Source organism: Populibacterium corticicola (assembly GCF_042683685.1).
Lineage (GTDB): Bacteria > Actinomycetota > Actinomycetes > Actinomycetales > Cellulomonadaceae > Timonella > Timonella corticicola.
The window spans coordinates 14,267-35,761 of sequence record NZ_JBHUOP010000008.1 but is presented as its reverse complement, the minus strand read 5'-3'; the positions used below and the strand labels follow the sequence as shown (position 1 = coordinate 35,761).

The window sequence follows — 21,495 nt, the reverse complement described above, 5'->3', positions numbered from 1 at the left end:
TCTTCACCACACTTTGGTGTGGATGCGATAGTCGACAGTTCTCGCCAAGCCAATGGGTAGAAAAAAGTCCGGGTGAGTGAACTAAAGTACAGACGCCGGAACGAAGACAGCCCATCGGACTCACTCCCACGGAACCAAGGCCAGCCGTGCAGGGAGGTGACGGCACAACCTGATGGACCAGATCGTCGCCAATCTGCCACCACCTACTCACCGCTATCAGTACCTGCCGGACACCACTCGCCGAACCGATGGGGCCAAAAGCGTCCGGGTGCGCATACAAAGTATGCGCACCCGGACCAAAAACAGCCCATCGGCAGATGGGATAGAGGAGGATGCTGTGGGTAAGGGAGGGCGGGAACCAGCACTACTGGAGGTTAAAAAGGTGCAGTGGGAAAGCAAAAGCAGACCGGAATCCAGTTGGAGTCCGAAAACCGGCATGCACGGGTAAAGAAAAGCGCCACCCGTGACCCGAGTCAAGGAGGAACCAAGACCCGAGCCGCGAACGGCGCAACCACGCACAAAGGTGCGCGGGGTAAAACTACATCACGAGAACCGACAACTGGCCTGGACCGTAACCCGGCACGTCGATCGCAAGGTCAACACGTGCAACATAGGCCATGACCCATGGGGCCACGTCCTTGGGCAGAGCGGTCTGCGGCGGGTGAACGGTGCCTAGACGAAGGTGTGGGGCACCTTCCTTGTTGAACAGAGCGGCCATAACGTTCAAGACCTCGCCTGCGGTCTCCAACAGGTCTGTCGACAGTTCCCCCGCAACCACGTCCTCCTTCGAGACGGCAGCGGGAATCAACGCAAGGGCTGCCCCAAGGTGCGCAGCGGCACCCAGGTCCATGACCACCATCGCGTTGAGGCTCAACCGGTCAGAAATGTATTCAGCAACAAGTGCTCCACCGGGACCGGCCGGATCAATCATCGGAGCGCCAGTCTTCATACCCAGTTCACGCCCGATCAAACCGCTGATCAGTTCGCGGATCTCCTGTGCGGTGGGCAATGGCGACTTCTGTGCTGGGATCATGCGAGCACCGGATCCAGAGCTTCTCGGAACGAGTCAGCGGTGAACGGCTTCGCAATGAGGAACAGCGCACCAGCGGCCTCGGCCTGCTCCCGCATCTCTGGCGAACCCTCCGAGGTGACAAACCCGAATGGGATGTCGCAGCCTGCCTGGCGTAGGGCTTGAAGGGCCTCGATACCCGTGGCACGGGGCATGTTCCAGTCGGAAAGGATCAGATCCGGCTGCTGGTCGAGTGCCATCTCGTAGGCCTCTTGACCGTCAGTGGCCTCAATGATCTCCCAGTCGTCATAGCCTGCCTGACGAAGAGTGCGGATAACAATCTGGCGCATGACGCGCGAATCGTCGGCTACAAGTACAAACATTGTGCTCTCCTACAAAAGACTTAAGCGAACTAGTTACAGCAAGACCCACAGTGAGACAACAAGGACACGTCCACGCCAGTCAATGGCCAGGTCCTGCAGAAACATTGCGTTGTCTTCAGCCGGTGGTGTGGCACCAACCTGTGGCAAGGTCAAACGTGCGACGGCGTCAATCAATGCTTTCACATTTCCGCCGACAACGTTTGCGATTTCCCCGAACGCGTCCGTGAGGTCCGCCTCGGTGACCTCTTCGTCAGGAGCCAGCATGAGCAGGCTACGAGTGATCTCGTGTGCGGTCTCGGTCTCGGTCTTGACAACGGCGCGTCCAGTGAAAGCCCCGAACTCGCTGTCGGCGTGCATCTCAACCCATGCGAACAGGGGGTCAGCGAAATCTGGAACAGGTTCGAACCGCTCAAAGGTCAGGGTCTCGCCCTGGTCGAGCATGGCGGTGAACACCTCTTGGGTGATCTCCAGAACCTGTTCCCTACTCACTTGGAATGCGACTTGGCTCATATCATTTCCTCTGCTGGCAGGAGCCCAAGAAGCTCCATTTTCTGGTAGATGGCTTCCGGGGTAAACGGCTTGATAACGTACTCGTGCGCACCCGCCGCAAGCGCGCGTACGATCTGTGAATGCTCTGACTCGGTGGTGACCATCATCAGCGTGATCTCACGCCAGGCACCGACTTCACGGACCTTCTTCACGAATGTCAGGCCATCCATGACGGGCATGTTCCAGTCGATGCAGCACAGGTTGATGCCACCCTCGTTCTCGAGGACTCCGAGTGCTTCTTGGCCGTCGCCAGCCTCGAACACCTCGTAGCCGACATTCATCAAGATGTTCTTCACGATCCGGCGCATCGTGCGCGAGTCGTCAATAACCAGTGCCTTCATTGGTTAACTCCCAGCATTCTGATAGACGGAACTGCGCCCGACCTGGACTCGGCGCCACGTGTCATCAATGCCAACGGTGGTTTCCGCGGCACCCAAAATCAAGAATCCCCCTGGACGCAGTACGCTGCGGATGCGCGACAGCACTGCGCGTTTCGTGGGGACATCAAAGTAGATCAAGACATTACGTATGAAAACGATGTCGAACGGTCCACCAATAGGTGGCATGTCCAGCAGGTTGTGCTTGCTGAACCGGACCATACGGCGGATGGACTGATCGAGCTCCCACTCGGTTCCGGCCCGCACGAAGTGCCGCACGAGGTGACTCGCAGGCAGACCACGGTTGACCTCAAGTTGCGAGTATCGTCCGGTCTGTGCCCGTTGTAGAACCTCGTTGGACAGGTCGGTCGCGAGGATCTCGATGATCGGCTTGCTCGTTGAACCTGGATCCTCGAACAGGTCTTTCAGCGTCATCGCGATCGAGTAGGGTTCCTGGCCTGTCGAGCAGGCAGCCGACCAGATCTTGAGGTTGCTGAATACCGGTTTTTGGGCCTTCAGTTCCGGAATGATGTGTTCGGTGAGCGCCATGAATGGCTGTGCGTCACGGAACCATGACGTCTCATTCGTGGTCAGCGCCTCTACGATGACCTCGGCATCCAGTGGGGACAGTGACGTGCGTTTCTCGGAAACGTAGGCGTCCACCGTTTTGCCCTGGGCGCGAGCGATCGGTGCGAGCCGAGACTCAACCAGGTATTCCTTCCCCGGAGCCAGCAGGATCGCGCTCTTGGTTCTCACCAAGTCAGCCACGAACGCAAAGTTCTCCTGTGCGATCGTCATCGTAGCCCCCTTATCTTTGTTGTTTTGTCCCCAGCGGTGCCAATGCCGGTTCGAGTCGTGCCGCTCAGAGGGCCACTGGAACCTGCACCGCCGGTGCCTCCGACGCCTGCAGCGCCGGGAACCGCGCGCGAGGCCGACAGAATCGTCCAGATGGACGGACCGATCTCGTCGAGAGGCAAAATACGGTGCGCGAAACCTGCGGTGGCGGTCGCGCCGGGCATTCCCCACACGACTGAGGTTTCCTCGTCTTGAACGATGGCGGTTCCGCCGGCTTCCACGATTGCACCGGTCCCCGCCTTGCCGTCGGAGCCCATTCCGGTGAGCACCACGGTGAGTAGTTCTGAGCCGAATGACTCGAGAGCGGAACGGAACATGACGTCAACGGACGGGCGGCAGAAGTTCACTGGTGGCCCCTGCGTCAGGATGATGGTGTGCGAGACGCCAACACGCTTGAACTCCATGTGGTAATCGCCCGGTGCGATGTAGATGTGGCCAGGGCGCATGGTCATACGGTCGGTTGCCTCGACAACGGTGTTGGGGCTCAGTCGATCGAGGCGTGCTGCAAGCTGCTTGGTAAAGACCGGCGGCATGTGTTGGGTAACCAGCACTGGCACCGGCAAAAGATCTTGGAGGGAGCTGATCACGCGGGAGAGCGCTTCCGGACCTCCGGTCGATGAACCGACAACAATCGCCCGGATGGGGTGCTTACGCATGTCATCGCGTGTTTTCGCAGACCCTTGGCGGGGTACGGCGGTCGCGTTGGCCGGAGTGACGGCGAGGCGGCTACCGCTGGCACCAGCGCTTGAGAGGGCCGAGCCAGTGGCGGGGTTGCGGCGCGAGAGGTTGGGCAGCAGTGCGCGGATCTTGGGGATGAGTTGGTCGGCAACAATCGCGAGCGACTCGGACAGCGATCCCACGTTGGATGGCTTTGCCACGTAGTCTGATGCACCAGCGGACAGCGCGTCCAGGGTGGCGGTCGCACCGCGTTCGGTCAGGGTTGAGAACATGATGATGGGCATTTTCTGGCCCATCTTGCGGAGTTCGCGCACGGTGTCGACACCGTTGAGCTCGGGCATTTCAACGTCCATCGTGACCGCGTCGGGTGCGAGTTGCGCGATCTTCGTCAGCGCAATCTTGCCGTTGGCCGCAGTGCCGACGACCTCGATGCCAGGATCGGATTCCAGCGCCTGCATGACGAGTCGACGAATCACCACAGAGTCATCAACCACGACTACTCGTATAGTCACTACGCCGTCCTTAGAACGTTCAGGGGAAACATATATGCGGGTGCGGGGCTTTGGACCCAGCACTGCACCTTGCCTATCGGAAAGTATTCGCCGGGTATGACGGATTGGCGACGATCCGGTGAAGTTTTTCTGCCCGTGCAAGTTCCAGCGCGCTCAGCCCAGCCGAGCCCAGACACGACGAACCGGTGACGTCGCCACCCGACGTCACCGGTTCGTCGCCAATCAGATATCTCAGTTAACGGCCACCGCAGCATCGACGTCCAAGGTCAACAACAGACCCGAATCAAGCTTGTACGCACCCGTGACAAGCTCACGCACGAGCGGGTCGAGCGTGCCTGGAGGGGTCTCGAAGTCGGCGTCATCGAGGGTCAGAACCTCGCCAACCTCATCAACAAGGAGTGCCACCGACTCGCCATCGATGTCCACAACCACCATCATCGACTCGGTCTCGAGCGACAGCGGCTCCAGGCCAAGGCGGGGGCGCAGATCGAGCGACAGCACAACCTGACCACGCAGGTTCACCAGCCCGGCGATCCCCTTCGGGGACAGTGGAACGGGCGTACGCGGGTGGTGCCCAAGGGTCTCCTCGATGCGAAGAACCTCGATGCCATACACGGCATCGGCGATTGTGAAGGTCACATACTGTGTGGACATCAGGCACCAACCAGGCTTTCTTGTACGGACTCATTGATTGCCCAGTCTTCATCGAAGAAGTTCGGGTCAGCGCTGAGCAGGATGCTGCGAACGTCGAGGAGTTCGGTGACTTGACCGGACAGGACAACCGATCCAAGCAGACCGGAGTCCTGGACTGGCGAGCGCACCGCACCGGAGTCGTTGATGATCTCAAGGATCTCATCGACGACCACAGCGATGGTCTTGCTGCCCCGAGTGAAGATGACAACAGGCAGTTCCTCGCCCGTGTTGGACTCGTACACGCCGAGCATCTGCGGCAGACGCAGTACCGGAACGATCGCGTCACGGTACTGGACCACAGTCCGACCGCCAACGCTCTCCATCCGGTCAACGGCCACCTGTTCGAGACGGGTGACGTCCGCGAGCGGGATCGCCACGCGGCGGTTCGCGCCGACCCGGACCACGAGGTGTTCGATCGATTCGTCGGAACCGGACTCGAGTTGGTCAGCAAGCTGCTGGGCGAGCATCTCCGTGGTCTCCGCCTTGAGTTCACGGCGGGCAATCGCCTGCACGTCAAGGATCAACGCCACCTGGCCATCGCCCATCAGTGTTGCACCGGCGTAGATGCCGATATTGCGCAGCGCCGTTGCGATTGGCTTGACCACGATCTCCTCGTTGTTCAGCACACGATCGATGACCAGACCGAAGCGCTGGTTCTCGGCGGACAAAACCGCGATGACGGAGGTCGTCTGTTCGTCGGTCTCGCCACCGAGCACGCTCGAGAGCCGCACGAGCGGCAGCAGCGAACCGCGTAGACGATAGACCTCGGAGTTACCGATGTGCTCGATCGAGTCCTGGGTCTTCTGCGGATCGAGCGCAACGAGTTCGAGCAGGTTGAGTTGCGGAATAGCGTAGATCTCGTCGCCGCTCTGCACAGTGAGCGCAGGCATGATCGCGAGGGTCAACGGAATGTAGAGGCGCCAGGTTGTTCCCTTGCCCACTTCCGACTCGACCTCGACGGAGCCGCCGATCTCCTCGATGTTGGAGCGAACCACGTCCATGCCGACACCGCGGCCAGACACGTTCGTGACCTTTGCCGCCGTGGAGAATCCCGGCATGAACACGAGGTTCTGGATCTCGTTGGCCGACATGAGTGCGAGTTGCTCTTTGGTCTTGAGTCCTCGCTCGAGCGCCTTGGCCCCGACCTTACTCGGGTCGATGCCAGCGCCATCGTCAGTGACTTCCACGACCACTTGACCGCCCGCGTGATACGCACGCAGAACCAGTGTTCCAACTCGGGTCTTGCCCGTCTGTTGGCGCAGGTCTGGGTCTTCGATGCCGTGGTCGACGGCGTTTCGAACCAGGTGGGTCAGTGGGTCCTTGACGGACTCGAGGAGAGAACGGTCAAGTTCGGTGTCTCCACCGATCATCTCGAGGCGCACCTCGCGGCCACACGATGCCGCAAGGTCGCGGACGACTCGTGGCATCTTGGACCAGATGTGCTCGATTGGCTGCATGCGGGTCTTCATGACGCCGTCCTGCAGTTCGGAGGCGATGAGACTCAGCCGCTGCGATGAGCGTAGGAGGTCACCGGAGTCGAATCCTGCAAGCTGCGCGATCTGGTTACGCACCAGCACCAACTCGCCGACCTGACGCATGAGTTCGTCAAGCAGGTCAACGTCCACACGGATCGAGGAGTCCGCGGTCGAACGCGAGGGTGCTCCTGGAGCTTGGTTGTTGGTGTTGGCCTGAGGCGCGATGCTTGGGGATGAGGCGGCTGGGGCCGGCTGCTCCGCTTCCGACACCACTGGTGCTGGCGCCGCAGGAGCAGTCTGTGCTGGTTTCTCTACCTGGCCCGCTGGTGCAGCCGCCGGTGCCCCACTCCCAATACTTGGGCGTGGCACGATTCCGGTCGCTGAATCTTCATTGATCTCATCGCCCATTGTTCCGGTCTCCTTCGAGTCATCAGACTGCGGAGTCTCAGCGGGGGCCACCGTGGGGGTGGGTGCTGGAGTTGAGGGAGCCTGCGCCTGCGGTTCAACCGCTTTGGCTGCTGCACGTGGCGAAGGCTTGTTGTCGAGTGCTGCCTGGATCTCCGCGATGGCAGGGGCAATATCGACGCCGTCTTCCGTTCCGGACGCGTCAAGGCGCGTCAAAAGGGAGCGGATGGTGTCCACCATGAGTAGGAGCACGTCTGTGGTGCGCTGGTCCATGTTGCGCTTGCCGTCACGCAGTTCCACGAGCAGGTTTTCACCAACGTGAGCAACCGACTCAAGGTTGGACAGTGCGAGGAAGCCGCTGGTGCCCTTGATGGTGTGAATAGTGCGGAACACGCTGCCAAGCAGTTCGCGTGATCCAGGGTCACTCTCTAGCGCAACGAGGTCCTGGTCCAGTTGGTCCAGGTTTTCGTTGCTCTCAATTAAGAATTCCCGAACGATCTCATCGATGCCGTCCAATGGCTTTCCTCCTCGTGTACTAACAGGTATCGACCTGCTATAGAAGGAATCGGCCGCGATGGGCATCTCATGAGAAATATGGGCGGCGAACTTGAACTATCGCGCTCAAGTGCTCGTTTAGTTACGAACTTTCGTGCGTTTCGCTCCGGCAGGTGTTTGCTCCGCGAAACCCCTGCACTACTTTGTCCGTAACTAGTGTTCGGCTACTCGACGGCGGTGGGGTTGTTTGCCGCTTCCGGCTGTTCCGCGTGGAGTTTGCCAACGAGCGATTTCAGTGCGTTGCCTGCGGCCTCCGCGCTGTCCCCAGAGACGTTCGCTCCCGTGTTGGATTCCTTGACGGCCTCAACAACCTCAGCGCGGTGAATCTTCATGCTGCGCGGTGCATCGATACCAATGCGCACACCATCTCCACGGGAATCGATAATCGTAATCTCAATGTCATCCCCGATGAGAAGTTTCTCTCCAACACGCCGACTCAGAACTAGCATGCGTACTAGGTTACCGGTGCTTGTGGGGTTTCGTCGCTGTTTTGCCGGTTTTCTCAGGGCAGTTTTTTCGTGACGCTTGGTCAATGGGTGGTTTTTGATCCGAGTGCACCGGAAAAAGAATAGACACCGGGACGCTCTCAGCCCATCGAGTGAGGAGAGAAGTGCCAAGAGCCTAGTCCCAGGCGACATGCGGCAGCACCATTGAGTTGACGGGATTTGGTCACGGCTGGTGGAGCCGCAGACAAGGCAGGATGATGCGCTCAGTCCCAGGAGATGTTGGGCAGCGCCTGCGAGATCGCGGCCGCCCACACAACGGGATTGGCCTCGAGCGTGTCGATGTACGCAACGGGTACCGACAGGGACAGCACGCGCGCAGGGGCAATCGATCCGATAACTCCCTCCGCGGCAAGCGAGTGCAATGGCCTGCCCTGCGTCACCTCGGACAGGGTCCGGGCAGTGTGCGCGATGTCGTGGTCGGCGCGGATGGCCACGACGATGTGGTCGGGATCGAGGGCATCCAACAACCGTCCGGCGAGGTAGGCATCCGTCTGCGCCGGACCGATATCGAGGAACACGACCACCGATTCGAGGTCTTCTCGCGCGCCGCGCCGCAACGCACGTGCAGCCTGGGCGGTCAGGATGCCGCGTTCTTCAACGCGCTGCGCGCTGAGTGGTCCGGCACCGATGATCTCTCGTTCCAGTACACCCATTTTGTTGGCGACGATCCGGGCGGTTGGCAGCGCAGAGGTGCCGGTTCCGAGCACCACGACTATTGACCCTGCGTCGGGCCACAGTTCTGGTGGTTTCGGCACGTGGTTCAGCACGGTGGACAGCGTGTGTTGGCCTCGGCTCAGCGGCAGATGCCCCAACAGGTCGCTGGGTATGCCGACATCCAGGAGTTCCGCAAGGGTGGCGCCGCCGGTGCGGATGTCGAAGGTTCCCGGGGCTGCGGGTGGCGTCAGTTCTGGCGCGTCGCTGGTTGGGGATCCCTGCACGAGGGCTTTGGCGCTGCGCAGAATCTCGTCGAAATCCTGTTCCCTGTGTGAGGTCTCCACCCGCGCGGCGGTGGGCCACACGACGGGGGTTACGTTGCGGTCCACATGTGGCGCCTCGTGCGGCATGAGGATCTCAAAGTCGCGCTGGGCGTTCGCGCTCTCTGCATTCAAGGTGTCAGCGAATCGGCTGTCGCCCCCGTGGTGGTGTGCCTGCCATTGACTGGGGCGCGGCTCTGGGGTGCCTGCTCGGGTATCCGCACCGATACTGTGCGGATCTGGAGCGGTGAATCTAGCGTCCAGGGTCACGTGGCGTGAGTCTGATGCTTCGTGGCGAGGTGCCGCCTCGTTGACCTCCGAGATGAACCCATCGGAGGCATCGGCCGCCGCGAGCATTGCCTCAAGTCCCTGAGCCCCAGTGGTTGTGGCCCCGGCGCGCACCTCACTCGTGGACATCCCCTGGGCGGGCGTACTCGCACCTCCGCCCACCGATGCAGCGCGGGGGGTCAAAGAACGTTGCGGCTCGCTGTCGAGCACAGCGAGCTCTTCTGGAACGTCAACCGTGACCGCCACGTATTCGCGCGCGAAGAATCCGCCGATACCGCCCGAACGGACCTTCTCCGCCTCGACCACATGCGCAGCCGAACCGAACCGTGCCTGCACCCTGGCGAGGATCTCCTCTACAGAGTTACCCTCAAGCCGCAATCGTTTCCGACTCACGGACCACTCCCACGGTCTCGATCCGAATTCCCGCTCCCGTCACCTCAGGGTATGACATGACCACGGCATGCGGCACCTGCAGGGAAACCGTACGGTAGAGGGCTGGTCGTAACGCCGGGGCACAGACCAGGACAACCGTCTGTCCGGTTTCCTCCGCCTTGCTCCGCAACGCTGCGTAGGACCGCAGAAACATCTCGAGACGGCTCGGGTCGAGCAGAATCTGCGACCCCTCCTCGCCCTGACGCAGGCCTTCAAGGAGTTGCTGTTCGAACACCGGATCAATGGTGAGCACCCGGATGATGCCATCACGGGCATGACGTGCGGTGATTGCGGGGGCAATCGCCATACGAGCGGCCTCGATGAGCTGTTCTGGGTTCGTGGTCTGCTTTGCCTTGAGCGACAACGACTCGTAGATGCGTGCAATGTCGCGGATGGGAACCTGTTCTTGGAGCAGACCGCACAGAACGCGCTGCACCTCGCCGAGCGTCAGAACGCTCGGAATCAACTCATCGACAACCGAGGGGTTGACCGCCTTGAGGCCCTCGGTGAGCAGGCGGACATCCTCGCGGCTCAACAGACGTGAGGCGTTCTGGCTGATGAGCGAGGACAGGTGGGTGATGAGAACGGACACCCGGTCCACCACGGTGGCTCCGGTCATCTCCGCGGCAAACCGCATCTCGGCGGGAACCCACTTCCCCTGCAACCCGAACACCGGTTCACTCGTCGCGGTGCCTGGCAACGTATCGAGGTCGTCGCCAAGAGCCAAGACGCGGCCACGCGGTAGCTCGCCTCGGGCCACTTCAACGCCGGAGATCTTCAGAACGTAGGTCGATTGCGGCAGTTCCACCGAGTCACGGGTACGTACCGGCGGAACCACGATTCCGATGTCGAAGGCGATCTTTCGACGCAGCCCGCGAATGCGGGCGAGCAGGTCGTCGTCACTTGAGGTGTTAACCAGGTCCACAAGGTCTGTCGAGAGCATGATCTCCAGTGCGGACATGCGCATGTCCTCGATCAGTTTCTCAGGGGTGTCCGTGGACGTGGGGTTCGCGGTGGCGACGGCAGCCTCGAGGACCTTGGCTTCCTCCTCACGCCGCTCACGGGCCTTGATCTGCTGCGCGGCAAGGATCAGGAGGGCACCAACCAGAACGAACGGGATCTTTGGCATGTTCGGGAACAGTGCAAGGGTGATGGCCGCCGCACCGGCAATGCTCAGGGCGTTGCGGGACTGGCCGAGTTGCTTGGACGCCGCGGTTCCCAGGTCCTCATCCGTGGACCCGCGAGTCACGATGATACCGGTAGCGACCGACATCAACAGGGCTGGAATCTGCGAGGTCAGACCGTCACCGATCGACAGCAGGGAATAGGTCTCCATCGCAGCGCCGAAGTCCATGCCGCGCGCGGTCATACCCATCGCGATACCACCGACTAGGTTGATGATCGTGATGACGATACCTGCGATCGCGTCACCCTTCACGAACTTCGAGGCACCATCCATCGCACCGTAGAAGTCCGCTTCCTGGGCAACCTCGGCGCGGCGCCTCTTCGCCTCAACATCGCTGATCAGGCCAGCGTTCAGGTCGGCGTCAATCGCCATCTGCTTACCCGGCATCGCATCCAGCGTGAAGCGGGCACCGACCTCTGCCACACGGCCTGCACCGTTCGTGATCACGATAAACTGGACCACGACCAGGATGAAGAAGATGACCAGACCGATGATGAGTGATCCACCGACCACGAAGTGGCCGAACGCGTCAATAACTTCACCTGCGTAGCCGTCACGCAGTACGAGACGGGTCGACGCGACGCTGAGTCCCAGTCGGAACAGGGTAAGGACCAGCAGGATTGAGGGGAATACCGAGAAGTCGAGGGGCTTTTGCACGTACATGGCGGTCAGCAGCGTGACCAGGCCCAGTGCGATGTTGATGACGATCAGAAGGTCGATCACAGCCGCTGGCATTGGAACGACCAGCAGCACTATGATTCCGACTACGCCCAATGGGACACCAAGTTTCATGATGTTTCCCATTTTCATAGGTCGTCCTCCTCATCAAGCGTGTACATGTCAGTCGGTACCTCGGTTGGCTTCGGCATCGTATGCACGCCAATCGATTGCGAGCCGCGTTGCTTTAGCAACATGACGAAGGCGAGAACCTGCGCCACGGCCGTAAATAGGGCTTCGGGGACTTCCTGTCCAACTTCACACGCTCCATGCAGTGCGCGCGCCAACGGTACGTCATGGACCATCGGCACGTTCGACTCATCGGCTTTGTCGCGGATCTTTTGAGCAATTAGGCCGCGTCCTTTTGCGATGAGTTTTGGGGCACCCTCGCCAGCGGTGTATTTCAGGGCGACTGCCACGTGGGTTGGGTTGACCACAACGACGTCGGCCTCCGAAACTGCCGTGATCATTCGGTTGCGGCTCATGGCCAGTTGGCGGGAGCGCCGTTGGCCCTTGATATGCGGGTCGCCCTCAGCGTTCTTGTTCTCGTCCTGCACCTCCTTCTTGGACATGCGGGTCTTCTTGCGGTTTGCTCGTGCGACCACCACGATGTCGATCACGGACAGGGCGATGCCTGCGGCGACTGCGGTCCACAGCATCCGATTCACGGACGAGCTGGCTGCATTCAGGACCGAGCTCAAGGGAAGTCCACCCGCGCTCATGAGGATCGGCATCATCTGTTGGATCACCGAATACAGCACCAGCCCGATAACCGCGGTCTTCAGCACCGCCTTGATGCCCTGCCACAGCGCCTGGAAACTGAACTTCTGCTTTACGCCCTTGAGCAGATTGAACTGTTTGAAGTTCGGCTTCAACTTCTTGATGTTGACACCGCCCATGACCGTAGAGGCAACGATCGCCGCGATGACGGAGGCCGCAAGCATGGGAGCGATGGCGGGCAGGATCGACCACAGGGAGGTGCGCAGCAGTTCCTCGAGCACGGACACGTCCGGGTTCGAGATTGTAATGCGGATCTGCGCCATCGCGTCCTGCAGCAGTGCAGACACATTCGAAAAGACGGTCGGCATCATCGCAACGCCCGCACCGATCCCAGCCCATGCCGAGAGGTCCTGAGATTTTTGGAGTCCACCTTCCTTGCGCACCTCCTTCATGCGTTTGGGGGTGGCTTTCTCGGTTTTCTCGCCGCTTGTGTCCTGGCTCATCGAATCACCTCCCACATGTAGCTGAGGGAACGATTCGACAGCGCCTCGACGACGCGCGGCAGGGTCAGGTAGACAATCGATACCAGGGACAGCGTCAGGTAGATCTTGAGCGGGAATCCGAGCACGAACACGTTCAGTGCAGGCGCCACGCGTGTCAGCAGACCAAGCCCGATGTCAGCAAGGATCACGATGATCAGGAGCGGTCCAGCGATCTGGACTGCGGACATGAACATCGTGGAGAATCCAGACACCAGCGTCTCACTCAATTGGGCAAGGGATATCCCCTGCCCCGGAGGGACAAACTCAAACGACCTGAACAGCCCGCCGAGCATGATCTGGTGTGCGTTGGACGCAAAGATCAGCGCGAGCGCCGTCATGTTGAACATGCGGTTGAACTGGGCGCCGTTTGAGTTGTTGAGGGGGTCGAAGCTCGATGCCATGGCGAAGCCACCCATGAGGTCGATCAGACCACCGGCACTCTGCACTGCGGTGAACACGAGCAGCACACAGAAGCCGAGCGCCACCCCGATGAACGCCTGAATCACGAGCGCGCCGATATAGCCGCCGGTCGTGTAGTTCACGGTCGACGGCTCCATGCTCGGCAGAACAGCGATGGCAAGCCCGATACCGAGCATCACCTTGACGGTGCCCGGGAACGACCGCTGCGCGAAGGGAGGGGCGATGACCAGGAAGGCGATGATGCGCACGGACACGAGCATCAGCACCTGCAGGCTTGCCAGATCCATGGACAAGGACATGGCTTATCCCGAAAGCAGGCTTGGGATGCGCTCGAACAGCATGTTCGTGAACGCGATCGACTCGCTGATCATCCAGTGGCCTGCCACAAACAGCACGAATGCGACCGCGATGGCCTTGGGCACGAAGCTCAGGGTCACTTCCTGGATCTGAGTGATGGACTGGAAGAACGCGATCACGAAACCGACGGTCAGGGCGGTCAGGAGAATGGGTCCGGCCAGCTTTGCGGCCAGGAGCAGTGCTTGAAGTCCCAGTTCGAGGACGGCTGAGGTATCCATGGCGTGCTACCTGTACGTTCCCACGAGGGACGTCAATATCAGCGCCCAGCCGTCCACGAGGACAAAGAGCAGGATCTTGAACGGCAGCGAGATCATGATCGGTGGGAGCATCATCATACCCATCGACATCAGCGCCGCGGAGATCACGATGTCGATGATGAGGAACGGTAGGAAGATGACGAACCCGATGATGAACGCCGCACGCAACTCCGACAGCAGGAATGCCGGGATCAGGGTCAGCATCGGCACATCCGCCGGAGAGGCCGGGTTGTCCAAACCGCCGGCACGGGTCATGAGCGCGATATCGGATTCGCGGGTCTGCCCGAGCATGAATTCTCGCAACGGCGCCGTGCCCGCCTCAAGTGCGCCGCTGAAGTCCATGTCCCCGCCAAGATACGGCTGGACCGCCGCATCGTTGATCGCGGACAGCACCGGCCCCATGATGAAGATGGACAGGAACATGGCCAGACCTGCAAGAACCTGATTGGGTGGCACGCCCTGCAGGCCAAGGGCGTTGCGGGTGATCGACAACACCACGAGGATCTTGGTGAAACTCGTCATCATCAACAGCAGTGACGGCGCAACCGAGAGCAGCGTGATCGCAAGCAGCACCACGATCGAGCTCGATGGGGTCGTTGCCGCACCATCGATGTCAATCGTGACGACGCCCGGTACGGGCTCCACCGGATCGATCTCCGGGGCAGCCGATGCGTGCGGGGCGAACATGGCCGCCAGCGCGATGATGGCGAGGCTGGCGAGCACGATCAGGCCCACCATGCGCGCAAAACGGTACGCACGATCCCCACCAGTGCGCGGCATCAGCGCCCGCTGGCACGAACTAGTCATGAAAAATTACCGCCAGGTTTGTGTGTCTCTTGTGGTCTTGTTGCCACCAACACGAGCTACCTTCATGGCAGCTTTGGCTTGACGCCAGGTATTGGGAGAAAGGATGGATCCATCCAACCTTGAGGAAAAGGAAGAGTGCGTTGGCTGCGCTGCAGCCTTCACCGTGCGCGCGGTGTCCAGGTCTACGATTGAGTCGCCATTGTCGACGAGCCCTTCAGCGAGAGTTGGCGCTCCGGCTTCTGGCGTGCTCGCTTCTGCGGAGGCCACGGCATCCGTCAGCGCGGCGGCGAAACCAGCATCAGCCGGCGTGCTGGTGGAAGCCGCCTGCTCGTCGCCAAGCAGGACCGCAGCCGCATCGGTGGCCGACTCCCCCGCCCGCAACTCGCGCGAGTGCAGAACCGACACATTCGTGTCGGTCACGCCCAACACCAACCGCTGACCATCCACGTCAACGACCGTGACCGCGGTACGCCCCACCAGAGCCTGACGACCAACAACCTGAATCAGTTGCTGATCACCACGCGAACGCGATGCGAACGCGAAGGAGAACACGCCACCCGTCCGCTTCCGCCGAGGCTTCGCACCAGAAGGACCGGTCAGATTCGCGACAGCAGAACCCGAACCATCCGCGTTGATCTTCTTGCCAAGCCACACAATCAGGCCGACAACCACGATCAACGAGGCGATAGCGCGCAGCACTATCTCCAGTGTGGGAGGCATTATGCAAACGCCTCTGACGCGTCCAGAATCTCGGTGATCCGCAGACCGTAGTCCTCGTCAATCACAACGACCTCGCCGCGCGCCACCAGGTGACCGTTCACCATCAGGTCCGCAGGGGAACCAGCAACCCGGTCAAGCTCGACAATCGCGCCTGGAGTCAGATCGAGGATCTGGCGGACGGGAAGCTTTGCGCGACCGATCTCGGCGGTCAACGTCATCTCCACGTCATACAGCAGACGCATGTTTCCCACATTCGCAACCGACTCGCGTACCGGAGTCGCGGCTTCCGTGAACTGGCTGATCGACGCTGGCTTGGCCTGCGCCGCACCATCATTCAGCGAATCGAAATCGTTGCCCACGGAACCACCCTCACGGATCTGAATACCAAACCAGCCACGAACATGTGGGCCAGCGCGAAGAACAAAGAACGAGGTCTCCCCCTCGCGGAACTGTTCAAGCTCCGGAGTGAAATCAACCGTGACGGCCTCACCAAGAGCACCGGAGACCTGCTCGAGGGCAGTGCGCAACGCAACCTCGGGCTCAAAGCCAAGGCCGGCTTTCGCGAGTGGTGCAACCACCACGTCGTCGACGATCAGCATCAGGTTGATCTCGTTCGCTCCAACACGACGCATCGTCGAGTGGTATTCAACGTCGAAGTTGAACTCAGCAGGCGGGTTCGGAACAAAGTTCACCTCAAGTGGAACGTCGCTCGGAAGCAACTTCGCCAGTTCCGTTGCGACCGCCTGAAAATCTGCCAGTGTGCTCGCGTTCACGAGGCCACCTCTCCCTCTGTATCTACTACCTTGCATGCGAGCTGACGGCCCGAGTTACCTGGAACGCCGTGGCCGACAATCAGATTGTCAACCTTCAAATCAAGCGGACGAGAAACCGCGTGGTTCAGGCGAATGACCTGACCGATCTCAAGCGTTGTGATGTCCATGGGAGACACGGTCAATGGCTTGAACTGCACCGACATCTCGACTGGAACCGAACTCATCGAACGCTTCAGCCGCTCGTGCGCGATCCGCTCCTCCTGCAACTCCGCCGCGGACTTGGCATCATCGCCTTCCCGCTTGTTCAGCGGGCTCACCAGGATCTCCGCAGGAATCATGATCGAGGCACGGTTCTTGTGCCCACGAATCGTCACATCAAACTGCGCGACGATCACGGCTTCCTTGGCTGGGGCAAGTTGGATGAACTGCGGGCTGTACTCGATCGAACGCACCGCCGGGCTCATGTCCAATACGGATGTAAAGGCATAGCCCAAGTCCTGCATCGAGGCCTGCAGCAGGTTCGTCACCAGTGCATACTCGATCTCAGTCAGTTCGCGAGGGTTCTCACTGCGCTCCAGCCCCGGGCCACCAAGCAGGTAGTCAATCCACAAAAGGGTGGTATCCGATGGCATCTGCAAAACCGACTGGGCGCGGCCCTCGTTCAACGACAACAAGGCCATCGTCGTGTGCTGCGGTAGCGGGTTGATGTAGTCGTCGTACGACATCATCTCGAGCTTGTCCAGCACAATCGTCGAGACCACGCGCAGCCGCGAGGTCAACTGCATGGACCATTGCCGGGCAAAGGTCTCAAATGCCATCTCAAACATTCGCGCGTGTTCACGCGCAAGCGTCATAGGACGCCGAAAATCGTATGTCTCGAACTCTGGTGGATCGCTGTCGCGCCCTTTCGAGTTACGAGTCCTCTGTAATGTGCTCACGTTCATCTGTTCGGCCACGGGGCCGCGAGCATGAGAATTTGCGGTGAGGGTTATTTGGTTGCGGCGGCGACCCTACTCCGGCCGCCCACCTACGTGACGGGCCGTGGGGACACAGCCGGTTCGTCGTCACGCCAACATCACGGGGCTACTGCGCCACGTAATCCGTCAACCACACGTCGAGGACCTCGCCCCCATATAGTTCGTTGAGTTTATCCTTCAACTGGTTCTTCAGTTCCTCACGAGCCGCTGGGTCAAGCACCTCGGACATCTTCCGACCGGAGTACTGCGCAATCGTGCGGTCCAGAATCATCGCCGGTTCAACCTCTTCAGCCTCAGTGGTGAGTTGAACCGCGAACCCAAGGCGCAGGTAATGACCGTCCGCAAGGTTAATGTTCATCGACTCCACGGTCTGCACTGCACCGGCGACAGGCTCAGGTTCAACTTGTTCGCCCGCCTCGGCATTCAGCCCGGGTCGGATGAAGAACCAGAAGACGACCGCTCCGGCAACGACGATGGTCGCCACGACGATTAGTGCGATCACCAGCCCCTTGCCCTTCTTCTTTTCTGGCTCTGGTGGAGGCTCCGGTGCCTTGCTGCGGTCACGGGGAGTAATCTTCGACGGCTGCGGGACAGTTGGCCGCGGCGTCGATACTACGCGTTGTTCGATTGGCATCTGCTTGGTCCTTATCAGTTTCCTTGGCTACGGTCAGCTCGTGTGTGGTTCGGCTTTCCGCGCTAATCCTTGGTGCCAGACGCTGGAGCATCCGAGTTGTCGCCCACAGAGTCATTGGCGAGCGAGGCCATGTGTTCTTCGATAATGCGTGGGATCAACTCGCGGACCCGCTCCGGTTCGCTGGACATCACAACGATGTCAACTCGTCTGTTGGCGCGTAGCCCTTCCGCTGTGTCATTTGGCAAGAGCGGGCGGGCGTCGCCGTAGCCGACTGCCTTGATCCTGACGGGATCAAGCTTCCCCCGCTCCACAAAACGGCGCAGCACCTGGGTCGCACGATCCGAAGACAACTCCCAGTTCGATCGATATTGGGTCGAGGGCAGCGAGTTGGCGTGCCCATCAATCGACAGTTCGTTGTCGATCTTCTTGAGCGTGGGGGTCAACGCGTCGATCACTGCGCGGGAATCCGAGGTGAGTTCCGCGGTGTCCGCCACGAAGAACAGTTCATTCGAGATGAGACCAACGACAAGTCCACGTTCATCGATCTTGTAGGAGACCAAACCGTCGAGGCCTTTTTTCGCCAAGCTATCATCCAGTTTCTGGGCCAGGCCGCTCAGAGAACGGTATTCGCGGCGAGCCGCCTCAAGGTCCTTGGGCTCGATCGAGTCATCGGCCTGGACATCCGAGGTTCCATCATGCAGTTTGTCAGAGTCGTCGCGCAGAACCTGAGCGATCTCCGTCGCGTCCGTGGGACCGATGAGCGGTACCACGGCACCGTTCTCTACCAAGATGGTCGAACCACTATCCAAGACAGACGTGTGCGAGCCACCGAAACCGACGCTCAAAGACTGTGCAAGAGCATCAAACTTGGCCTGGTCCACCTGCGACATCGCATAGAGAACGATAAACAGGCCAACCAGAACGGTCAACATGTCCGCGTAAGAAACCAGCCAGCGCTCATGATTGGCGTGGCCTTCAGACTCACCGCCCTTTTTCTTCTTACGTTTACTCATGTCTGGTCCGCCTTCGCACCAACGTCCTTACCCGGAATTGAGGTCACCGGAATAAGGGAACGCAGTCGTTCAGAAACTGCACGCGGATTGGCCCCCGACTGCACGGCAAGTAGACCCTCCGTGATGATCTCCATCTGTTCACACTCAAGTACCGACAGACGCTTCAACCGGTTACCAATAGGCAACCAGAACACATTCGCAGAGGCGATACCCCAGAATGTTGCCAAGAACGCGGCCGCGATCATGTGCCCCAGTTCGGAAGGCTCAGCAAGGTTCTCAAGCACGTGCACGAGCGAGACGACTGTTCCGACGATGCCGATGGTTGGCGCATAGCCACCCATGTCCTCATAGAATTTGTACCCCACATGGTCTGCGGTGCGCTTTGCGGCAATCTGATCTTCAAGTAGTTCGCGCAGGTCATCGGGGTCAGTACCGTCAATCGCGGCCCTTAGGCCACCTCGTAGGAACTCGTTATCGATATCCTTGGCAGCGTCTTCTAGCGCCAATAGCCCCTCACGGCGGGCTTGCTCCGCCAGACTTACAATCGTGTCCACAGATGCCGCAGGGTTGCTCGGTTTTCCGGTAAACACCTTCGGAAGCGCTTTCAACGCAGTAATACAGTCCTTGAGCGTGCCACCAATAAGGGTTACGCCGAAGGTACCAACGAAGACCAAAATGATAGGGGAAGGCAACAAAACTGATGCTGGAGATGCGCCTTCAAGGAAGATAGCGAGGAGGATAGCACCAATACCAATAGCAAACCCTAGAATTGCGGCGGGATCCATTAGTTATTCTCCTCTGTTTCCTTAGTTACCAAGGACAGCGTGCCGTGAGCTGATGCCTGCTCCGCCTCAGTCTCGAGTTGAACTGAGTGGGCGCGCGCAATGACCTCCGCACGCTGCTGGGCAATGAGTTCGATGACTTCGACCATGGACTCGCGCACGATGTATTTCGTGCCGTCCACCAGAGTCAGGATGGTGTCGGGAGCGCTATCAATGCGCTGGATAAGGTCCGGGTTTACGGCGAACCTCTCCTTGTTCAGCTTGCTAACGACAATCATGTTTCTCCATCCTTGGCCTAACTACGCGGCTCATCCGTGAGCCTTGCGTACTACTCATCGGCATGGGGTGCGCACACGTGAGGGGATTTTTTGTGTTCCGGATAGCATTCCGTGCCTTCTGTTCGCCCATTGCGGATCACTTTCGTGCCGTCTTGGCTCTGCCCTCTGTCTGCTGTTCTCCCGTCTCCCCCAGCTAGCCGATGGGCTGTTTTCGTTCCGTGGGCCTGTACTTTGTGCACCCACCCGGACCCTTTTGTACCCTTCGAGTCCTGCGTGAGGCTTGAGTGTGGCAGGTTTAGGCCGCAGACACCTTCTCAAACTGGTAGCCAAACTGATGTAGCAGCCTGCGGATTTTCGACGAGTCGGAAACTCCGCTTTTTAGTTCAGTGTGCCTGTGGCTGGTTTGGCTGATGTCTGGGGATTTGTTGTTTTCACAGCCACCACTGCATCTGTTTTCCCCAGATTCTGGACACCTCCCTGTAGATAGAGAACCATCAGTCGGGTTGCTCCGCTGCACAGTGGGCATATGACACAGACACGAAACGAAGAGACTGTTCAGAAAAACCTTGCAGCGCTACCGCGTACCTACACCACGACAACTGTGTCAGCTAGGAAACGCAAGCGCGCGGTCAAAGAAGGACACTTGAAAATTCTGCTGCCCGGGCGTTACGTCATGACAAGTGCCCTTCCATCCGAGAAAGATGATTTTCACGTCAGGGTAGCGGCATTTCGCGCTCTCAAGCTCTCCGCAGGTCTGTCAAAGATCCAGCCTGAAGAGGTGGTGAGCCACCATAGTGCAGGCATACTCTGGGACCTCCCTGCAATGGGTGCGGATATACGGGTACATGTCATCCGACCACTCCTTGGCAGAGCACGACGCAGCTCATTTGCTCTGCATCGGCAACACATTGACCCTAACCAAATCCTGGAGGTAGATGGACTACTTGTCACGAGCCTCGAACAAACTGCACTTGACCTTGCGGTTTGCCTCCCAAAACATCAGGGGCTGGCAATCATAGATAGTGCTCGCCGGAAGGGTGCTAGTAAACAGGATCTCCTGGACTTGGCTCGGAAACGAGTGGGTAATGGACGTGTCAAGGTTCAGCAGCTCATCGAACTGAGCGTCGATAATGCTGAGTCACCGTACGAAAGCGTTATCCGGTATTGGCTACATCAAGCCGGAGTGTCCAAAGTGGTCACGCAGTTGCGGATTATGACTGATCTTGGGGAGTTCCGCGTCGATAACGCTATCCCTGAGATTAGGCTGATCATCGAATTTGATGGCAAAGAAAAGTACCGGGAACAACATGACGTCAAGAGGGAAAAGCGTCGCCAAGACGCTCTTCGTGCGGTTGGTTGGGAAGTCAGACACTACATGTATGAGGAGTTGTCCAACCCAGAACGGCTCATCGCTCACTTCCGCAGGCTGCTACATCAGCTTGGCTACCAGTTTGAGAAGGTGTCTGCGGCCTAAACCTGCCACACTCAAGCCTCACGCAGGACTCGAAGGGTGCAAAAGGGTCCGGGTGGGTGCGTAAAGTACAGGCCTTCGGAACCGAAACAGCCCATCGGCCCAAAGGGGTGTAGAAGAGTGAAGGGGCTAGAACTTGGTGGGGGGGGG

23 protein-coding genes are annotated in these 21,495 nt (G+C 59.6%); 1 reads left to right on the top strand and 22 read right to left on the bottom strand.

The features are described from left to right. Positions 1 to 538: 538 nt before the first annotated feature. The 22 genes from ACFSYH_RS14140 to ACFSYH_RS14035 form a co-directional block, all read right to left on the bottom strand. Entirely contained in the window at positions 539 to 1,033 is a 495-nt protein-coding gene (locus ACFSYH_RS14140; RefSeq protein ID WP_377467967.1) for a hypothetical protein, read from the bottom strand. Then, positions 1,030 to 1,392 (bottom strand): response regulator, encoded by a 363-nt coding sequence (locus ACFSYH_RS14135; RefSeq protein WP_377467965.1) that lies wholly within the window; start codon positions 1,390 to 1,392, stop codon positions 1,030 to 1,032. The genes ACFSYH_RS14140 and ACFSYH_RS14135 overlap by 4 nt, the downstream gene beginning before the upstream one ends. A gap of 33 nt (positions 1,393 to 1,425) precedes the next feature. Next, entirely contained in the window at positions 1,426 to 1,902 is a 477-nt protein-coding gene (locus ACFSYH_RS14130) for a chemotaxis protein CheX (protein ID WP_377467963.1), read from the bottom strand. After that, on the bottom strand, positions 1,899 to 2,282 hold the full coding sequence (locus tag ACFSYH_RS14125; protein ID WP_377467961.1) for a response regulator: 384 nt from the start codon (positions 2,280 to 2,282) through the stop codon (positions 1,899 to 1,901). The genes ACFSYH_RS14130 and ACFSYH_RS14125 overlap by 4 nt, the downstream gene beginning before the upstream one ends. Positions 2,283 to 2,285: 3 nt before the next feature. Then, the gene (locus ACFSYH_RS14120; protein WP_377467959.1) at positions 2,286 to 3,116 is read right to left on the bottom strand and encodes a CheR family methyltransferase; all 831 of its coding nucleotides are present in this window, start codon (positions 3,114 to 3,116) and stop codon (positions 2,286 to 2,288) included. Next, entirely contained in the window at positions 3,113 to 4,363 is a 1,251-nt protein-coding gene (locus tag ACFSYH_RS14115; RefSeq protein ID WP_377467957.1) for a protein-glutamate methylesterase/protein-glutamine glutaminase, read from the bottom strand. The genes ACFSYH_RS14120 and ACFSYH_RS14115 overlap by 4 nt, the downstream gene beginning before the upstream one ends. A 231-nt stretch (positions 4,364 to 4,594) precedes the next feature. Beyond that, positions 4,595 to 5,017 carry a chemotaxis protein CheW gene (locus ACFSYH_RS14110; protein WP_377467955.1) on the bottom strand — a complete coding sequence of 141 codons (423 nt, stop codon included), beginning with the start codon at positions 5,015 to 5,017 and terminating at the stop codon, positions 4,595 to 4,597. After that, complete coding sequence (locus ACFSYH_RS14105; protein ID WP_377467953.1) at positions 5,017 to 7,452, bottom strand: chemotaxis protein CheA; 2,436 nt, start codon at positions 7,450 to 7,452, stop codon at positions 5,017 to 5,019. Before ACFSYH_RS14105 ends, ACFSYH_RS14110 begins: the two co-directional genes overlap by 1 nt. 203 nt (positions 7,453 to 7,655) lie before the next feature. After that, on the bottom strand, positions 7,656 to 7,940 hold the full coding sequence (csrA, locus tag ACFSYH_RS14100; protein ID WP_377467951.1) for a carbon storage regulator CsrA: 285 nt from the start codon (positions 7,938 to 7,940) through the stop codon (positions 7,656 to 7,658). 260 nt (positions 7,941 to 8,200) lie between these two features. Further along, a complete protein-coding gene (locus tag ACFSYH_RS14095; protein WP_377467949.1) occupies positions 8,201 to 9,652 on the bottom strand; it encodes a hypothetical protein in 1,452 nt (483 codons plus the stop codon). Then, positions 9,627 to 11,687: a flagellar biosynthesis protein FlhA gene (locus ACFSYH_RS14090; protein WP_377467947.1), complete on the bottom strand. Its 2,061-nt coding sequence runs from the start codon at positions 11,685 to 11,687 to the stop codon at positions 9,627 to 9,629. The genes ACFSYH_RS14095 and ACFSYH_RS14090 overlap by 26 nt, the downstream gene beginning before the upstream one ends. Beyond that, the gene (locus ACFSYH_RS14085) at positions 11,684 to 12,817 is read right to left on the bottom strand and encodes an EscU/YscU/HrcU family type III secretion system export apparatus switch protein (RefSeq protein WP_377467945.1); all 1,134 of its coding nucleotides are present in this window, start codon (positions 12,815 to 12,817) and stop codon (positions 11,684 to 11,686) included. Before ACFSYH_RS14085 ends, ACFSYH_RS14090 begins: the two co-directional genes overlap by 4 nt. After that, positions 12,814 to 13,575: a flagellar biosynthetic protein FliR gene (fliR, locus tag ACFSYH_RS14080; RefSeq protein WP_377467943.1), complete on the bottom strand. Its 762-nt coding sequence runs from the start codon at positions 13,573 to 13,575 to the stop codon at positions 12,814 to 12,816. Before fliR ends, ACFSYH_RS14085 begins: the two co-directional genes overlap by 4 nt. A gap of 3 nt (positions 13,576 to 13,578) precedes the next feature. Beyond that, positions 13,579 to 13,851, bottom strand: coding sequence for a flagellar biosynthetic protein FliQ (locus tag ACFSYH_RS14075; RefSeq protein ID WP_377467941.1), 273 nt, complete (start codon positions 13,849 to 13,851; stop codon positions 13,579 to 13,581). 6 nt (positions 13,852 to 13,857) lie between these two features. After that, positions 13,858 to 14,697 carry a flagellar type III secretion system pore protein FliP gene (fliP, locus tag ACFSYH_RS14070; protein WP_377467939.1) on the bottom strand — a complete coding sequence of 280 codons (840 nt, stop codon included), beginning with the start codon at positions 14,695 to 14,697 and terminating at the stop codon, positions 13,858 to 13,860. Positions 14,698 to 14,703: 6 nt separating this feature from the next. Further along, entirely contained in the window at positions 14,704 to 15,417 is a 714-nt protein-coding gene (locus tag ACFSYH_RS14065; protein ID WP_377467937.1) for a FliO/MopB family protein, read from the bottom strand. Next, a complete protein-coding gene (gene fliN / locus ACFSYH_RS14060) occupies positions 15,417 to 16,190 on the bottom strand; it encodes a flagellar motor switch protein FliN (RefSeq protein WP_377467935.1) in 774 nt (257 codons plus the stop codon). The genes ACFSYH_RS14065 and fliN overlap by 1 nt, the downstream gene beginning before the upstream one ends. Then, positions 16,187 to 17,134 (bottom strand): flagellar motor switch protein FliM, encoded by a 948-nt coding sequence (locus ACFSYH_RS14055; RefSeq protein WP_377467933.1) that lies wholly within the window; start codon positions 17,132 to 17,134, stop codon positions 16,187 to 16,189. The genes fliN and ACFSYH_RS14055 overlap by 4 nt, the downstream gene beginning before the upstream one ends. A 139-nt stretch (positions 17,135 to 17,273) precedes the next feature. Next, a complete protein-coding gene (locus ACFSYH_RS14050) occupies positions 17,274 to 17,801 on the bottom strand; it encodes a flagellar basal body-associated FliL family protein (protein WP_377467931.1) in 528 nt (175 codons plus the stop codon). Positions 17,802 to 17,863: 62 nt separating this feature from the next. Continuing rightward, positions 17,864 to 18,814 (bottom strand): flagellar motor protein MotB, encoded by a 951-nt coding sequence (locus tag ACFSYH_RS14045; protein WP_377467929.1) that lies wholly within the window; start codon positions 18,812 to 18,814, stop codon positions 17,864 to 17,866. After that, positions 18,811 to 19,599, bottom strand: coding sequence for a motility protein A (locus tag ACFSYH_RS14040; RefSeq protein WP_377467927.1), 789 nt, complete (start codon positions 19,597 to 19,599; stop codon positions 18,811 to 18,813). The genes ACFSYH_RS14045 and ACFSYH_RS14040 overlap by 4 nt, the downstream gene beginning before the upstream one ends. After that, on the bottom strand, positions 19,599 to 19,874 hold the full coding sequence (locus tag ACFSYH_RS14035; protein ID WP_377467925.1) for a flagellar FlbD family protein: 276 nt from the start codon (positions 19,872 to 19,874) through the stop codon (positions 19,599 to 19,601). The genes ACFSYH_RS14040 and ACFSYH_RS14035 overlap by 1 nt, the downstream gene beginning before the upstream one ends. A 526-nt stretch (positions 19,875 to 20,400) precedes the next feature. Between ACFSYH_RS14035 and ACFSYH_RS14030 the strand changes: the two genes are divergently transcribed. Continuing rightward, a complete protein-coding gene (locus tag ACFSYH_RS14030; RefSeq protein ID WP_377467923.1) occupies positions 20,401 to 21,348 on the top strand; it encodes a DUF559 domain-containing protein in 948 nt (315 codons plus the stop codon). The last annotated feature ends 147 nt before the right edge of the window (positions 21,349 to 21,495 follow it).

Bases quoted from the DNA above. Each gene is read 5' to 3' on its own strand.
- ACFSYH_RS14140 (WP_377467967.1), bottom strand. From the start codon at position 1,033: ATGATCCCAGCACAGAAGTCGCCATTGCCCACCGCACAGGAGATCCGC.
- ACFSYH_RS14135 (WP_377467965.1), bottom strand. From the start codon at position 1,392: ATGTTTGTACTTGTAGCCGACGATTCGCGCGTCATGCGCCAGATTGTT.
- ACFSYH_RS14130 (WP_377467963.1), bottom strand. From the start codon at position 1,902: ATGAGCCAAGTCGCATTCCAAGTGAGTAGGGAACAGGTTCTGGAGATC.
- ACFSYH_RS14125 (WP_377467961.1), bottom strand. From the start codon at position 2,282: ATGAAGGCACTGGTTATTGACGACTCGCGCACGATGCGCCGGATCGTG.
- ACFSYH_RS14120 (WP_377467959.1), bottom strand. From the start codon at position 3,116: ATGACGATCGCACAGGAGAACTTTGCGTTCGTGGCTGACTTGGTGAGA.
- ACFSYH_RS14110 (WP_377467955.1), bottom strand. From the start codon at position 5,017: ATGTCCACACAGTATGTGACCTTCACAATCGCCGATGCCGTGTATGGC.
- csrA (WP_377467951.1), bottom strand. From the start codon at position 7,940: ATGCTAGTTCTGAGTCGGCGTGTTGGAGAGAAACTTCTCATCGGGGAT.
- ACFSYH_RS14090 (WP_377467947.1), bottom strand. From the start codon at position 11,687: ATGAAAATGGGAAACATCATGAAACTTGGTGTCCCATTGGGCGTAGTC.
- ACFSYH_RS14085 (WP_377467945.1), bottom strand. From the start codon at position 12,817: ATGAGCCAGGACACAAGCGGCGAGAAAACCGAGAAAGCCACCCCCAAA.
- fliR (WP_377467943.1), bottom strand. From the start codon at position 13,575: ATGTCCTTGTCCATGGATCTGGCAAGCCTGCAGGTGCTGATGCTCGTG.
- ACFSYH_RS14075 (WP_377467941.1), bottom strand. From the start codon at position 13,851: ATGGATACCTCAGCCGTCCTCGAACTGGGACTTCAAGCACTGCTCCTG.
- fliP (WP_377467939.1), bottom strand. From the start codon at position 14,697: ATGACTAGTTCGTGCCAGCGGGCGCTGATGCCGCGCACTGGTGGGGAT.
- ACFSYH_RS14065 (WP_377467937.1), bottom strand. From the start codon at position 15,417: ATGCCTCCCACACTGGAGATAGTGCTGCGCGCTATCGCCTCGTTGATC.
- ACFSYH_RS14055 (WP_377467933.1), bottom strand. From the start codon at position 17,134: ATGAACGTGAGCACATTACAGAGGACTCGTAACTCGAAAGGGCGCGAC.
- ACFSYH_RS14050 (WP_377467931.1), bottom strand. From the start codon at position 17,801: ATGCCAATCGAACAACGCGTAGTATCGACGCCGCGGCCAACTGTCCCG.
- ACFSYH_RS14045 (WP_377467929.1), bottom strand. From the start codon at position 18,814: ATGAGTAAACGTAAGAAGAAAAAGGGCGGTGAGTCTGAAGGCCACGCC.
- ACFSYH_RS14040 (WP_377467927.1), bottom strand. From the start codon at position 19,599: ATGGATCCCGCCGCAATTCTAGGGTTTGCTATTGGTATTGGTGCTATC.
- ACFSYH_RS14035 (WP_377467925.1), bottom strand. From the start codon at position 19,874: ATGATTGTCGTTAGCAAGCTGAACAAGGAGAGGTTCGCCGTAAACCCG.
- ACFSYH_RS14030 (WP_377467923.1), top strand. From the start codon at position 20,401: ATGACACAGACACGAAACGAAGAGACTGTTCAGAAAAACCTTGCAGCG.